Origin of the sequence: Xanthomonas theicola, assembly GCF_014236795.1 — a bacterium.
GTDB classification, from domain to species: Bacteria; Pseudomonadota; Gammaproteobacteria; order Xanthomonadales; family Xanthomonadaceae; genus Xanthomonas_A; species Xanthomonas_A theicola.
This window is the reverse complement of the sequence record NZ_CP049017.1, coordinates 4,389,401-4,404,692: the sequence shown is the minus strand read 5'-3', so window position 1 is coordinate 4,404,692 and position 15,292 is coordinate 4,389,401. Positions and strand designations below refer to the sequence as shown.

The following is a 15,292-nucleotide window of genomic DNA, read 5'->3' as shown; positions in this document are numbered from 1 at the left end:
ATATCCGTATGCATGTCTGCCTGCTGTCCCCCTTGACCACCCACGACGCGGCCGCGCTGGAAGCGGCCATGGCCGCCGCGCACGCCAACGGCTGCGACCACGTGGTGTTGCCCAACCCGTTCGCGCAGGATCTGCAGGGGCGGCTGGCCGACCCTGCCGCCGACGATGCCGCCGGCGACGCGCAACTGCGGCAATGGCTGGCGCTGGCGCACAAGCACGAGCTGAAGCTGTTGGTCGACCTGCGCATCGACGAGATCGGCGGCGGCAGCCGCCTGCTGCAGGAGCATCCGCACTGGTTCCGCGCACGCACCACGGCGCTGCCGGATCCGCGCGCGCAGCGCGCCGCCGCGGAGATCGCCCAGGGCCGCTTCGCCTACGCCGAGGAAGGCGCCGGCCTGGCGCAGTGGTGGAGCGTGCGCCTGCGCGACTGGCTGCACGGCGGCCTGGCCGGGTTCCGCATCCTGCAGCCGCATCGCGTGCCCGCCAGATCGTGGCGCGCACTGATCGAGGGCGTGCAGGCGCAGGCGCCCTCGGCGCGTTTCCTGGCCTGGACCCCGGGCCTGGGACTGGAGGCGCTGCGTGGGCTGCACGGCGCCGGCTTCGACGCGGCGTTCTCGTCGCTGGCCTGGTGGGACGGGCACGGCAGCTGGTTCTTCGACGAGGACGTGGCGCTGCGCGGCCTGGCGCGTCGCGTCGTCGCCACCATCGACCCCGATGCGCCTTCCGACGCGCAACCGCCGCTGCAGCGCGCGCAACGCGCCCGGCTGGCGGCCGCCTTCGGCGAGGCATGGGCGATCGCCGCACCCATCGCAGTGCCGGCACCGGCCGACAGCGATGCCGATACCGACGCAGCGCCGACCATCCCGGTCGATGCCGCGCACGACCTGCGCCTGCGCCCACTGTTGCGCGACGGTGCCCTAACCGCGGTCGCGGTGGAGCCGCTCGGCGCCGCGCCATGGCTGGTACTGCTCAACAGCGACCGCGACCACCTGCTGCCGGTGCCGGGATCGGCGCTGCTGCGCCTGCTCGGCGACAGCGAATCCCTGCTCAGCGACCAGGGCGAGCCGATCCAGGGCGACCAGGGCGGCACCCTGGAAGCGGGCGAGGTGCGGGTCTACCGCAGCGTGCCGGCACGCCCGGCGCTGGCTGCTGCGCGTGCGCGCACGCCGGCCGAGGTCGCCGCCGGCGCGGCGCGGGTGTGCATCGAGGCGGTGACGCCGTCGGTGGACGACGGCCGCTTCCCGGTCAAGCGCACCGTCGGCGACCGCGTCTGCGTGGAAGCCGATGCGTTCTACGACGGCCACGACCGCATCGCGGTGGCGCTGCTGTGGCGGGCCGCCGATGCGCGCAGCTGGTCCAGCGCGCCGATGCGCGCGCTGGGCAACGACCGCTGGCGCGGCGAGTTCCCGCTGGAACGGCTGGGTCGCTACGAGTTCCGCATCGAGGCCTGGCGCGACCTCTTCGCCACCACCCACGCCGACCTGGAGAAGAAGCGCGGCGCCGGCACGTTGTTGCCGGTGGACGTGCAGGAAGCCCTGGTTCAGGTCGAGGCCGCGCGCGCGCGCAGCCGCGGCGCGCTGGGCGCGCGGCTGAAGGCGATCGTCGCGCGCATCGCGCGCAGCGACGATCCGGCCGCACGCGCCGAGATCCTGCTGGAACCGGGCACCGCCGAGGCCATGGCGCGCGCCGACGACAAGCCGTTCCGCACCGAATACCCGATGACCTTCCGCGTGGAGGCCGAGCGCCGCGCTGCGCATTTCGCCAGCTGGTACGAACTGTTCCCGCGTTCGCAGAGCGGCGATCCGACGCGCCACGGCAGCTTCGACGACGTGATCGCGCGCCTGCCGCACATCCGCGCGATGGGCTTCGACGTGCTGTACATGCCGCCGATCCATCCGATCGGCGAAAACAACCGCAAGGGCCGCAACAACGCGGTCAGCGCGCAACCGGGCGAACCCGGCAGCCCATACGCGATCGGCTCGGCCGCAGGCGGACACACCGACGTGCACGCCGAACTCGGCGGGCTGGAGGGCTTCCGCCGGCTGCGCGCCGCGGCCGCCGAACAGGGTCTGGAGCTGGCGCTGGATTTCGCGATCCAGTGCGCGCCGGACCATCCCTGGCTGCGCGAGCATCCGGACTGGTTCACCTGGCGCGCCGACGGCTCGATCCCCTACGCGGAGAATCCGCCGAAGAAGTACCAGGACATCGTCAACGTCGATTTCTACGCCAGCGGCGCGGTGCCCGCGCTGTGGAACGCGCTGCGCGACGCGGTGCTGTTCTGGGTCGCCGAGGGCGTGCGGCTGTTCCGCGTCGACAACCCGCACACCAAGCCGTTCCCGTTCTGGGAATGGCTGATCGCCGAGGTGCGCGGCCGCCATCCGCAGGTGGTGTTCCTGTCCGAGGCGTTCACCCGGCCCAAGCCGATGTACCGGCTGGCCAAGGTCGGTTTCTCGCAGTCCTACACCTATTTCACCTGGCGCGAGCACAAGGCCGAACTGCAGGCTTATGTCGAAGAACTCAACGCCGGCACGCCGCGCGAGTGCTTCCGCCCGCATTTCTTCGTCAACACCCCGGACATCAATCCGGTGTTCCTGCAGCAAAGCGGCCGTGGCGGCCATCTGATCCGCGCCGCGCTGGCGACCACGCTGTCTGGCCTGTGGGGCATGTACCAGGGCTTCGAACTGTGCCAGGCCACGCCGTTGGCGCCGGGCAAGGAGGAGTATCTGGATTCGGAGAAATACCAGCTGCGCGCCTGGCCCGAACGCGCGCCCGGCGACATCGTCGAGGAGATCACCCGGCTGAACCTGCTGCGGCGCCAGCATCCGGAACTGCAGTCGCACCTGGGCACGCGCTTCTACGTCGCGCACAACGACCAGGTGCTGTACTTCGGCAAGTTCCTCGACCAGGCGCACCTGGCGCGCAGCCGCAGTCTGGTGCTGGTGGCGATCAGCCTGGACCCGCACGCCGCGCAGGGCGCCCAGATCGAAGTGCCGCTGTGGGAACTGGGCCTGCCCGACCACGCCAGCGTCGCCGCCCGGGACCTGTGGGATGGCCATGAATTCGCCTGGCACGGCAAGCAGCAAACCATTCGCCTCGATCCGTCGCGGCCGTTTTCCCTATGGCGCATCCGCGCCGGAGCCACTCCATGAATGCTGCTGTTCCGTCGCCCGCCGACAGCGAGGCGCGTCCGCTCGCGCGCGACGCGCTCTGGTACAAGGACGCGATCATCTACCAGGTGCACGTGAAGTCGTTCTTCGATTCCAACGACGACGGCATCGGCGATTTTCCCGGGCTGATCTCCAAGCTCGACTACATCGCCGACCTCGGCGTGGACACCATCTGGCTGCTGCCGTTCTATCCCAGCCCGCGCCGCGACGATGGCTACGACATCGCCGAGTACATGGCGGTGCATCCGGACTACGGCAGCATCGCCGACTTCGAGCGGCTGGTGGCGCAGGCGCACGCGCGCGGCATCCGCGTCGTCACCGAATTGGTGATCAACCACACCTCCGACCAGCATCCTTGGTTCCAGCGCGCGCGCCAAGCGCCGGCCGGCTCGCCGGAGCGCGACTTCTACGTGTGGTCCGACAGCGACCAGGACTACGCCGGCACCCGCATCATCTTCTGCGATACCGAGAACGCCAACTGGACCTGGGACCCGGTGGCCGGCCAGTACTTCTGGCACCGCTTCTACTCGCACCAGCCGGACCTGAACTTCGACAACCCGGCGGTGCTGGAAGCGGTGCTGGAAGTGATGCGCTTCTGGCTGGACCTGGGTGTGGACGGACTGCGTCTGGACGCGGTGCCGTACCTGATCGAGCGTCCGGGCACCTCCAACGAGAACCTGCCCGAGACCCACGCGATCCTGCGCCGCATCCGCGCCACGTTGGACGCGGAGTATCCGGACCGCATGCTGCTGGCCGAGGCCAACATGTGGCCCGAGGACACCCAGCAATACTTCGGCGAGAACGCCGACGAATGCCACATGGCGTTCCACTTCCCGCTGATGCCGCGCATGTACATGGCCATCGCGCGCGAGGACCGCTTCCCGATCACCGACATCATGCGCCAGACCCCGGAAATCCCGCAGAGCTGCCAGTGGGCGATCTTCCTGCGCAACCACGACGAGCTGACCCTGGAGATGGTCACCGACTCGGAGCGCGACTACCTGTGGCAGACCTACGCCGCCGACCGCCGCGCGCGCATCAACCTGGGCATCCGCCGGCGCCTGGCGCCGCTGCTGGAGCGCGACCGCCGCCGCATCGAGCTGATGACCTCGCTGTTGCTGACCATGCCCGGCACGCCGGTGCTGTACTACGGCGACGAGATCGGCATGGGCGACAACATCCACCTCGGCGACCGCGACGGCGTGCGCACGCCGATGCAATGGTCGATCGACCGCAACGGCGGCTTCTCGCGCGCCGACCCCGCCGCGCTGGTGCTGCCGCCGATCATGGACCCGCTGTACGGCTTCCAGGCGGTCAACGTCGAGGCGCAGATGCGCGACCAGCATTCGCTGCTGACCTGGACCCGGCGCATCCTGTCGGTGCGCAAGCGCTACCGCGCCTTCGGCCGCGGCGCGTTGCGCTTCCTGTATCCGGGCAACCGCCGCCTGCTCGCCTACCTGCGCTGCCACGAGGACGAGACCGTGCTGTGCGTGGCCAACCTGTCGCACACGCTGCAGGCGGTGGAACTGGACCTGTCCGAATTCGAAGGCCGGGTGCCGGTGGACATCATCGGCGGCGGCAGCTTCCCGCCGATCGGGCGCCTGACCTATCTGCTCACCGTGCCGGCGTTCGGCTTCTACGCCTTCCAACTGGTCGGCAACGCCACCTTGCCGGACTGGCACGTGCCCGCGCCGATGCCGCTGCCCGACTACCAGACCCTGGTGCTGCGCGGCGCGGTCGATGCCGCCGCGCTGCTGCCGCACCTGGCCACGCTCGAGCGCGACGTGCTGCCGACCTGGCTGTCCACGCGGCGCTGGTTCGCGGCCAAGGATCGTGCGCTGCGCGGCGTGCGCATCGCCCGGCGCACGCCCCTGCCCGGCAGCGACGCGCTGACCCTGCTGGAGATCGAGGCGGAACTGGAGCACGGCGAACGCGAGCGCTACATCCTGCCGCTGGGCATCGTCTGGGACCGCGAGCAGCCCAGCGTACTGGCCGAGCAGCTGGCGCTGGCGCGGGTGCGGCATGGCCGCGAGGTCGGCTACCTGACCGACGGCTTCGCGCTGAAGTCGCTGACCCGTACCACGCTTGCCGCGTTGCGCGAGGGCACCGTGCTGGCGATCGACGGCGAGACCCATGCCGGCGCCGATGCCGCGCCCGAACAGATCCGTTTCTGCGCCGCGCCGGCGCTGGCCGCGGTGGAGATCACCGAGGACGCCGAGATCCGCTGGCTGTCGGCCGAGCAGAGCAACAGCTCGCTGATCGTCGGCGACAAGGCGGTGTTCAAGCTGCTGCGCCGCGTGTCCGCCGGCGCCAACCCCGAGATCGAGCTGGGCGCGCGGCTGACTGCGGTCGGCTACGCCAACGCCGCCCCGCTGTTCGGCCACGTGACCCGGGTCGACGCGCAGGGCGTGGAGACCACGCTGGCGCTGCTGCAGGGCTTCGTGCGCAACCAGGGCGATGCCTGGCGCTGGACCCTGGACCACCTGGCGCGCGGCGCCGAGGAATACGCGGCCGCGCAGGACGATGCCGCGCGGCACGAGAGCGTGGCCGGCTACGATGCCTTCGCCGAAGTGGTCGGGCGGCGCCTGGCGGAATTGCACGATGCGCTGGCCCAGCCCACCGGTGCCGCCGCATTCGCGCCGCAGCCGGTGGACGCGGCCGTGGCGCAACGGGTGGTCGCCGGCGTGGAGCAGCAGGTGCAGGCGACGTGGGACACGCTGGCCGCGCACCGCGGTGCTGGCGAGGACGGCGCCGAGCGCGCCGCGGTGGACGCCCTGCTGGCCGCACGCCCGCGCCTGGACGCGTGGTTGCGGCAAGCGCCGGCGTTGCTCGACGGCGCGCTGCTGACCCGCGTGCACGGCGATTTCCATCTCGGCCAGATCCTGGTCGCGTTCGACGACGTGGTGCTGATCGATTTCGAAGGCGAGCCGGCCAAGTCGCTGGCCGAACGCCGCGCCAAGGGCAGCCCCTTGCACGATGTGGCCGGCTTCCTGCGCTCGCTGGACTACGCCAGCGAAGTCTCCGCGCGCGGCGAGGAGGGCACCGCCGCACGCGTCGGCATCGGCCTGGACAGCGCGCGGGACGCGTTCCTGGCCGCCTTCCGCAGCCGCGCCAGCGCCGCTTTCCTGGCCGCCTACCGCACTGTGCTCGACGCCAGCCCGCATCCATGGGTGGCGCCGGCTGCGTTCGAGACCACCACCCTGTTGTTCCTGATCGAGAAGGCCAGCTATGAAATTCGCTACGAAGCCGCCAACCGTCCGGCCTGGATCATGGTGCCGATACAGGGACTGCTGCGCATACTCGAACGCTTTCCCGCGCCCGAGGAGGCGATTCGATGAGTGAGGTCGTCCACGTCTGGGACCAGGCGACGCTGCGCGCCTTCGCCAACGCCCGTCATGGCGATCCGTTCGCCGTGCTCGGCGCGCACCGCATCGACGACGCGCGCGTGCTGCGCACTCATCTCCCCGGTGCCGACGCCGTGGTCGCCGTGCTCGATGACGGCCGCGAGGTGCCGATGGAGCAAGGGCCGAGCGCCGGCTTCTTCGCCGCGCAGCTGCCTGACGAGGGCGACTACCGGCTGCGCATCCGCTGGCCCGGTGGCGAGCAGGAGACGCACGACGCCTACGCCTTCGGCCCGCAGCTCAGCGATTTCGACCTGCACCTGATCGGCGAAGGCCGCCACCTGCACCTGGCCGATGCGCTGGGCGCGAACGCGGTCGAGGTCGACGGCGTGCGCGGCACTCGCTTCGCGGTATGGGCGCCCAACGCCACCCGCGTGGCGGTGATCGGCGACTTCAACACCTGGGACGCGCGCCGCCACCCGATGCGCCTGCGCCACCAGGCCGGGGTGTGGGAGTTGTTCGTGCCCGGCGTCGGCCCCGGCGCGCACTACAAGTACGCGTTGCGCGGACCGCGCGGCGAAGACCTGCCAGCCAGGGCCGACCCGGTCGCGCGCCGCGCCGAACTGGCGCCCGGCACCGCCTCGATCGTGGCCGACCCTGCACCGTTCCATTGGCGCGACGATGCATGGATGGCCTCGCGCGCGCGCCGCCACGCGCCGCACGCGCCGCTGAGCGTGTACGAGATCCATGCCGGCTCGTGGATGCATGCCGACGACGGCAGCCTGCTCGACTGGGACGCGCTGGCCGACCGCCTGATCCCCTACGTCGCCGACATGGGCTTCACCCATATCGAACTGATGCCGGTCGCCGAACACCCGTTCGGCGGCTCCTGGGGCTACCAACCGCTGGGCCTGTTCGCGCCCACCGCGCGCTTCGGCTCGCCCGACGGCTTCGCCCGCTTCGTCGACCGCTGCCACCGCGAGGACATCGGCGTCATCGTCGATTGGGTGCCGGCGCATTTCCCCACCGACGCGCACGGCCTGGCCCATTTCGACGGCACCTCGCTGTACGAACACGCCGACCCGCGCGAAGGCTTCCACCGCGACTGGAACACGCTCATCTACAACCACGGCCGGCGCGAAGTCTCCGGCTTCCTGATCGCCAGCGCGCTGGAATTCCTGCAGCGCTACCACGTCGACGGCCTGCGCGTGGATGCGGTCGCCTCCATGCTGTACCGGGACTACAGCCGCAACGCCGGCGAGTGGGTGCCCAACATCCACGGCGGCCGCGAGAACTACGAGACCATCGCCTTCCTGCGCCGGCTCAACCAGGTCGTCGCCGAACAGGCGCCGGGCGCCATCACCATCGCCGAGGAATCCACCGCCTGGCCCGGCGTCACCGCCGACCTCGCGCACGGCGGCCTGGGCTTCGACTACAAGTGGAACATGGGCTGGATGCACGACAGCCTGCACTACATCGAGCTGGACCCGATCTACCGCCGCTACCACCACGGCGAGATGACCTTCAGCATGGTCTACGCGTATTCCGAGCGCTTCATGCTGCCGATCTCCCATGACGAAGTGGTGCACGGCAAGCGTTCCCTGCTCGGGCGCATGCCAGGCGACGACTGGCAGCGCTTCGCCAACCTGCGCGCCTACCTCGGCTACATGTACACCCACCCCGGGCGCAAACTGCTGTTCATGGGCTGCGAACTGGCCCAGCCGACCGAGTGGAACCACGACGCCGCGCTGCCCTGGCACCTGCTCGACGACCCGCGCCACCGCGGCGTCCAGCGCCTGGTCCGCGACCTCAACCGCCTGTACGCCGAACACCCCGCGCTGCACGCGCGCGACGACGCCCCCGACGGCTTCGCCTGGGTCATCGGCGACGACGCCGGCAACAGCCTGTTCGCCTACCTGCGCACCGCCCAGGGCAGCGACGCCCCGCTGCTGGTGGTGGCCAACCTCACCCCGCTGGTGCACCACGGCTACCGCATCGGCGTCCCCCGCGGCGGCCGCTGGCGCGAACTGCTGAACTCCGACGCCCAGATCTACGGCGGCAGCAATGTCGGCAACGGCGGGAGTGTGCTTGCCGAGAGCGTCGGTGCCCATGGCCACTCGGCCTCGCTGGTGCTGACGGTGCCGCCGTTGGGGGTGTTGGTGTTGGGGTTGGAAGATTGAGGGGAGGCAAAAGTGGACGAGCAAGAGGCGTCGGCGCGTTGCCTGAGAGCCTTTCGCCGCCGCCCACTCCGCAAAGTCGCTCGCCGCGTCTACCACGGCGGGGAGACCGCGCGCCGACGCCGACGCTAAACTCACGTCCGTCTCGGCGCCTTGCTCTGCATGCACGTCAGAGGCGCCAAGCCGGCGCCCATCGCATCGCCGCTCCGGATGCTTCCGGGCCTATAGCTCAACGGTTTCCGATCTCCGACGGTAAATCCAACAGGTCGGGACAACCGGGATTGCCCATGCCCCGCTACAAGCCGCAAGAGCGCAATGGCCTGTTTCTGGCGGTGGTGCTGTCCGAGCTGATCGTGCCGGGCAGCTTCGCCTTCGCACTGGACTACCTGGTCGATCACGAACGGGATTTGAGCGAAGTGGACGTCGCCTGACCCTGCGGTTCAGCGCGTCTGCGCCTGCAGATAGCCGTTCAGCCCCTGCGCGCGCAAGCGTTGCGCGCCGGGCAGGCGGTCGGCTGCCGCTGCGCCAGGCTCTCCAGGATCGCCACCACCCACCTCCACCTCCGGCAGCTGCGCGGCGTCGGCGAGCGTGCTGCGCTGCGCGATCGCCTCGAACAGCACCGCGTTGGCCTCGGTATAGTCGAGCGCCGCGGTGTCGCCATGGCGGGCGCGCCAGGCGGCGCTGTCCAGCACGCCGTTGCCGTGCGACTGGATCAGCCAGGTGGCGCGCCCGATCAGCTGCAGGTTGCCCGGCTGCACCGCGGTCCTGGTGTTGCCAACCACGCGCCCGAGCCTGGCCATCGCCGTGGTCGAATGCGCGTTGAGCAGCATCTTCAGCGCGGCGGTGCGGTTGAGCCCAAGCGGATCGGCCTGCGCCTGGGGCGCCGCGAGCAGCGGTCGTGCCTGCCGGCAACGCCTGCAGCACGTCGCCGCGCAGCGGCGCGGTCCCGACCGCGACTGCCACCGGTTCGACGCCGGCGTCGGCCGCTTCCTGCAGCCATTGCCGCTGCGCCGGCGACAGCGTCGCCTCGCCGAACAGCAGCAACGCGGCCAGGTCGCCGGTACGCGGCGCGTTCTGCGCCCGGTTGGCGGCGGAGAAGGCCAGGTCGTACAGCGCCTGCTGCTCGCTGCCGGCGCGTTACAGGCTGCGCCGCGCGGTGACGCGCAGCCACGGATCGTCGATACGCTGCTCGAACGCGGCGCGGTAGCGGTCGCCGCCCGCCTGCGCGGCCGCAGCTAGTACGGCGCCGATCAGCGCCGTGGTCTCGCCGCCTTCGGTGACCGCGAACACCAGCTCGCGCGCGCCGATGCCATGGTCCTGCAATTGCAGCTGCCGATCAGCGGCAGGTCCTCGAAGCCTTCCAGCGAGCTGATCGACGCGCGATCGACGCGTGATCGCCGCCGGTGATCGCGCCGCGCAGGCGCGCATCCAGTCCGGGCAGGCGCTGTTGCAGACGCGCCCAGGCCTGCGGCGCACGTTGCTGGGCGCGGCTGCGCAACGGCTGCTAAAGGCCGCTCTCCAGCGTCTCGGCAACGCGGCCGGTGGAGCCGGTGGCGTACACGTAGACGCGGTACCCGCCGCGCAGCGCGGTCTGCACCGCCTGCGATGGGTCCTGCAGCTGGCGCAGGCGCGCCGGGTCGTCGGCCAGCGCCTGCAATGCCTGGACGATGTCCTCGTCCACCGACAGCAGCGCGGCGCCGGTGTCGGCGGCGGCCGCGGCGCTCAGTTCGAAGGTGCGCCGATGGCGCTGTTCGGTGAGCAGCGTGTGCCGCTGGAACTGCTGTCGATGCTGCACGTAATCCTGCGCTTGCGGCGAGGCTTGCACGCCGAGCCGGGCGCCGGCCTGGAGCGGCGCGCAAATGCTCGACAGGCACAGGAGAAGCCGCATCGCCGCGCACCTGGAGCGCACGGGAGAGCGGCGGGTGGCGGGCATCGGACGGGCCCCTGCTGGGGAAGGCGACGGCGCGATCGGCTACGGCGCGTCCGGCTACGGCGCTGGGATCGGCTGCGGACGCGCCAGCGCCGGATGCGTCAACGCATGCAGGATGCGCAGGTCCTCGGCGTCGAACGCGGCGGCGTCGCTGCCGCGGTAATGATGGTGGAAGGCGCGCAGCGCGGCAGCGCGGTCGTCGATCGGATAGCCGATCAGCGCCAGCGCCTGCCACGGATCGAAGCCGGTCGGCGGCGGCAGCGTGTCGGCGGCGGGCCAGACGCCGAAGCCGGCGGCGGCCAGGCGTTTCCACGGGAACAGCGGGCCCGGATCGATCTTGCGCGTGGGCGCGAAGTCCTCGTGCCCGACCACCTGCGTGCGCGGGATGCGCAGCCGCATGCACAGGTCCTCGAGCAACAGCAGCAGGCTGTCGATCTGCGCCTGCGCGAACGGGGTCTTGCCGTCGTTGTCCAGTTCGATGCCGATCGAGGCGGAATTGATGTCGGTGATCGTGCCCCAGCGCCCGGCGCCGCCGTGCCAGGCGCGGCGCTCGTCGCCGACCAGTTGGTAGCGCTTACCGTCGCGGCCGATCAGGTAGTGCGCGCTGACCTTGCCCTTGCTGTTCTGCGAGCGCAGCATGTCCAGGCTCTGCTGCACGGAGTTCTGGGCGGTGTAGTGGATCACGATCAGGATCGGCCGGCGCAGGTTATGGTTCGGCGACGGCACCCATTCGGCCAGCGGATTGTGCGGCGGCGCGTGCGCGCAGGCGCCGAGCACGGCGGCGAGCGCCAGCGGCGCCAACCAGAGGATGCGAGGTGATGTGGGTGTGGGGAAGGGTCCGGTCATGGGGAAATCCTGGTCAGCTGAGTAGTAAGTTGCAATCGCATGGAAACGACGTTTGACCGATTCGAGGAACGCGTCAGTTCTTGCAGGAGGGGCTTCAGCCACGACGCTTTACCGGTAGGGCGTCGGGGCTGAAGCCCCTCCTGCACGAGCCACGGGCTCCAACCGGACATGGGTCCACGCGCACGAACTCCAGATCGGCATGGTCCTAGCCGAAATCCGCGTCGGAGTGGATATGCGCCAGGCGCAGCCAGCGCGCGCCATCGGCCGCGTGGGTGAAGTCCAGCCACGGCTCGGCATCGGCGCTGGGATCGTCCCAGTCCAGCAGCCAGCGCGCGCCGACCCGCACGAGACCTGTCCGCGCAACAGCGGTGACTTGCGCGCCGGCAAGCACAGCGCGCCGCACTGCGGGCGCAGCACGACCTCGCCGAACCAAGGATCGCGCCACACGCCCTGCCGGTCGCGCGACGCGGCCGCGGTCACCGGCACGCGTGCGGACGTGTCGGTCGCGCCGTGCACGGCGGCAGCAACCTGTACACGCTCGCGCTCGATCAGGCCGCAGAGTGCATCATGTCCAGCGCGGGCTCGGCGGGACGGGTCGGCGCTTCGCTCGGCATGGCGCGCATCGCGCTGCCGTCGCCGTTGCTGAGGACCGCGAAGCCACTGCGCCGATCCGGCGGCAGCGCCAGCGAGGAATGCATGCCCATCAAGCTGCCGGTGCGCGCGGCCGCCGCGAGCGCAGGCCGCGCCAGGCAGGCGGCGAGCAGCAGGCCGCATGCGCGCGGCGCCGGCGCCGGCGCCGCGCCGGGTCCGTGCACAGCGTGTGCCGCGTAGTCGCCTCGCCTCGCCTCGCACGCGCACCTCAGAAGGTGTAGGTGAAGTTGGCGTACAGCTGCCGCCCGATCGCGCTGTAGACGCGCGGGAAGTATGGCCACGCTGTGTAGGTGTCGTCGCGCGGATGGATCGTGTCGAACACGTTGAGCATGCTGATGCCGAGCGTGGCCTGGTCGGTGATCCGCTTGGCGACGTCCACATTCCAGACCACGTATGGCGCCACCCGCCCGGTCCCGGCGTAGTTGGGACGCGAGCCGTAGCGATAGCCGTACAGGCTGGTCGACCAGTCGCCGATGCTCCAGTTCAAACGCCAATTGCTGCGGGTGCGGAACGCCAGGTAATCGACGTCGTTCATCACGTCCACCGGCTTGGCCCCGGCGAACTGCGCCACCTCCATCTTCAGCACACGGGTATAGCCGGCCTGCACACCGAACGCGCCCCAGTCACCAAGGTCTAGGCTGTAGCGCAGGTTGGCGTCCACGCCGTCGGTGCGCATCAACGACTGGTTGATCGGGAAGGTCTCGAACGCGGTGATCCGGCCTTCGGCGGTGAGATCGGTGCCGGGGCTGCGGGTCACCGACTGGATGTAGAACTGGCATGCGGCCGACGCGGTATCGACCGCATTGCCGGCGCGGTCGCGGCCGAGCAGGCAGTTGGCGTTGTTCTCCAGCAAGGTCTCGCTGGAAATCGACTCGACCCGGCCCTCCAGCTCGATGCGGTAGTAGTCCGCGCTCAGCGACAGCCTCGGCAGCACGTCCCAGACGAGGCCCAGCGTGGTCGACCTGCCCTTCTCTTCCTCCAGCAGCGGATTGGACGACTGGGTGGAGAAGGTCTGGTACTCGTGCGCGGCCGAGCACGCGGCCGACAGCGGATCCAGGCCGTCGCGGCGGCACAGGTATTCGTCGGTGACGGTGGGATTGTTGGCGCTGGTGCCGGCATAGATCCACAGCAGGTCCGGCGCGCGGAAACTGGTGGCATGGCTGCCGCGCAGCAGCAGGCTGCCGAACGGTCGCCATTCCAGGCCGGCCTGCCAGGTGCTGGCGGCGTCGACCGCGGTGATGTCGTCGTACTTGTCGTAGCGCCCGGCCAGGGTGGCGCTGAGCCGGCTGAAGATCGGCACGCGCAGTTCCAGGCCGGCGGCGTAGCGGTCGCGCGGGCCGCCGCCCGGGGTCTGGGTCAGGTTGTAGATGCGCTCGCTGCCGGTGTAGTCCACGGTGATGCGCGGATCCGGATCCAGGTCGTACTTCTGCCGCGCCGCCTCCAGCACGGTGGCGACCTGCACCGCGCCAGCCGGCAGTTCGAACAGGTCGCCGCTGAACACGAACTGGGTCTGGTCGGTGCTGGACGCGCCGCGGCTCACCACCTCGGTGGTGAGCTGATCGTACAGCGCCGCACTGCCCGGCGCGAACAGCCTGTCGGCGTAGAACGCGCGGATCTCGGTGCCATCGGGCCGATAGCCCAGCAGCGGGCCCATGTAGTAGTCGCGCACCGCGTTGGTGAGGAAGCGCGGGCGCCGCGTGGTGATGTCGTAGCGCGACAGCGACACGCTCGCGTCCCAGTCGAAGCGGCCGTCCAACAGCTTGCCGCGCACGCCGGCATTGAGGTTCCAGGACTTCTCGTCGTACGCGATGTTCTTGATCCCGCCCACTTCCGACGGCAGGAAGATGCGCTGCGCGGTGACCAGGCCCAGGTCCGGGTCGTAGACGGTGAACGCGCCCTCGCCGATGTAGTAGTGGGTCTGGCTGGAGCTTTCGTCCTTGGCGCGATTGGCCAGCACCTGCGCGTAGCCGGCGACCGTGTCGCTGAAGTCGAAGCTGCCGGACAGGTAGGCGGAGGTCTTGCCGTAGCCGTTCTGCACCGAGCGGCCTTCGTAGTAGCCGAACGCGCCGCAGCGGTTGGGCGCGGGCAGGCTGTCGGCGGTCTTGTACGGCACGAACGCCGGGTTGGTCGCCGCGCAGGCCGCGGCCAGCGCGCTGGCCGAGGTCGACAGCGCGCCGCCGCTGGGCCACAGATAGGTGCTGCCGCGGCGCAGGTAGACGCCGGAGATCGAGACGTTGGGGCTGGACGGATCGGCCTTGTTGGCCGGATGGTCGTAGTACGAATCCATGAAGCCGCGCTGGCTGGCGACGATCGCCTCGCGGTCCAGCCGTTCGAACGCATAGGTCAGGCTCCAGCGGTCGCCGGTGCGCCCGCCGCTCCATTGCAACTGGCTGCTGTCGCCGCCGCCGCGGGTGGTGCCGCCGCCGCGCAGGCGCAGCGTGTGGCCGCTGAAATTGCGCTTGGTGATGATGTTGACCACGCCGGCCACCGCATCGGAGCCGTAGATCGCCGAGGCGCCGCCGCTCATCACCTCGATGCATTCCACCGCCGCGGCGGGAATGCTGCCCAGGCTCACCGCGGTGCCGTTGGCGCCGTAGGACTGCGGGTAGTCGGCCATGCGCTTGCCGTTGAGCAGGATCAGCTGATAGCCCGGCCCCAGGCCGCGCAGGTTGAGGTACTGGCCGTTGGGCGAGCTGCCGGTCTGGTCGCTTTCGTTGAAGGCGCTGCCGCTGAACTGGGTCAGCGTGCCGAGCGATTCCCACACCGTGCTGAAGCCCTGCTTCTGGATGTCCTGGGCGGTGATGACGGTCACCGGCGCCGGGCCCTCCACCTGCGCGCGCCCGATGCGCGAACCGGTGACGACGACCTTGTCCAGCTCATGCGTGGTGGTGGACGCATCCTGCGCCGCGGCGAGCGGCGGCTGCGACAACCCGGCCAGCAGCGCGAGCCCGAGGCGGGACGGGCGGACGGTGCAACGGGGACGATGGCTTCGGGCGGACACGCGGCTCTACTCCTGCAATCGACGACGCTTGATGACGCCGGCAACCAACCTGGGCATCCATACAGATTCTTTGGGCGCGTATGCCGAACAGCGGCGCCGCGACGTGCGCCCGCATTTCCAGACCGTCGATAGATTATTCTTGACGGTCAAAATAAAGAACAAGATTATTCTCAGACCGG

General features: G+C 70.3%; 10 protein-coding genes and 1 pseudogene. 4 read left to right on the top strand and 7 right to left on the bottom strand.

The window, feature by feature from the left end; all coding sequences use genetic code 11:
* The first annotated feature begins 8 nt into the window (after positions 1-8).
* From G4Q83_RS20600 to G4Q83_RS20585, 4 genes are all read left to right on the top strand, one after another.
* Positions 9-3,149: an alpha-1,4-glucan--maltose-1-phosphate maltosyltransferase gene (locus G4Q83_RS20600; RefSeq protein WP_128420332.1), complete on the top strand. Its 3,141-nt coding sequence runs from the start codon at positions 9-11 to the stop codon at positions 3,147-3,149.
* Entirely contained in the window at positions 3,146-6,505 is a 3,360-nt protein-coding gene (treS, locus tag G4Q83_RS20595; protein WP_128420331.1) for a maltose alpha-D-glucosyltransferase, read from the top strand. The genes G4Q83_RS20600 and treS overlap by 4 nt, the downstream gene beginning before the upstream one ends.
* Positions 6,502-8,688 (top strand): 1,4-alpha-glucan branching protein GlgB, encoded by a 2,187-nt coding sequence (gene glgB / locus G4Q83_RS20590; RefSeq protein ID WP_128420330.1) that lies wholly within the window; start codon positions 6,502-6,504, stop codon positions 8,686-8,688. Before treS ends, glgB begins: the two co-directional genes overlap by 4 nt.
* Before the next feature lie 284 nt (positions 8,689-8,972).
* Positions 8,973-9,116, top strand: coding sequence for a hypothetical protein (locus G4Q83_RS20585; RefSeq protein ID WP_158255018.1), 144 nt, complete (start codon positions 8,973-8,975; stop codon positions 9,114-9,116).
* Positions 9,117-9,125: 9 nt separating this feature from the next.
* Here G4Q83_RS20585 and G4Q83_RS20580 read toward each other — a convergent pair whose 3' ends face one another.
* The 7 genes and pseudogenes from G4Q83_RS20580 to G4Q83_RS20550 all read right to left on the bottom strand — a co-directional run bounded on the left by G4Q83_RS20580 (position 9,126) and on the right by G4Q83_RS20550 (position 15,113).
* Entirely contained in the window at positions 9,126-9,515 is a 390-nt protein-coding gene (locus G4Q83_RS20580) for a phosphoheptose isomerase family protein (RefSeq protein WP_128420329.1), read from the bottom strand.
* Positions 9,516-9,822: 307 nt separating this feature from the next.
* Positions 9,823-10,113 carry a hypothetical protein gene (locus G4Q83_RS22710; protein WP_221893096.1) on the bottom strand — a complete coding sequence of 97 codons (291 nt, stop codon included), beginning with the start codon at positions 10,111-10,113 and terminating at the stop codon, positions 9,823-9,825.
* Positions 10,114-10,189: 76 nt separating this feature from the next.
* Positions 10,190-10,573: a hypothetical protein gene (locus G4Q83_RS20570; protein ID WP_128420327.1), complete on the bottom strand. Its 384-nt coding sequence runs from the start codon at positions 10,571-10,573 to the stop codon at positions 10,190-10,192.
* 102 nt (positions 10,574-10,675) lie between these two features.
* Positions 10,676-11,461 (bottom strand): annotated as a pseudogene (locus tag G4Q83_RS20565) (N-acetylmuramoyl-L-alanine amidase); the annotation flags it as partial.
* Positions 11,462-11,666: 205 nt separating this feature from the next.
* The gene (locus G4Q83_RS20560) at positions 11,667-11,807 is read right to left on the bottom strand and encodes a hypothetical protein (protein WP_158255017.1); all 141 of its coding nucleotides are present in this window, start codon (positions 11,805-11,807) and stop codon (positions 11,667-11,669) included.
* Between the two features lie 202 nt (positions 11,808-12,009).
* Positions 12,010-12,276, bottom strand: coding sequence for a hypothetical protein (locus G4Q83_RS20555; protein ID WP_128420325.1), 267 nt, complete (start codon positions 12,274-12,276; stop codon positions 12,010-12,012).
* Between the two features lie 44 nt (positions 12,277-12,320).
* A complete protein-coding gene (locus G4Q83_RS20550) occupies positions 12,321-15,113 on the bottom strand; it encodes a TonB-dependent receptor plug domain-containing protein (RefSeq protein ID WP_128420324.1) in 2,793 nt (930 codons plus the stop codon).
* Between the last annotated feature and the right edge of the window lie 179 nt (positions 15,114-15,292).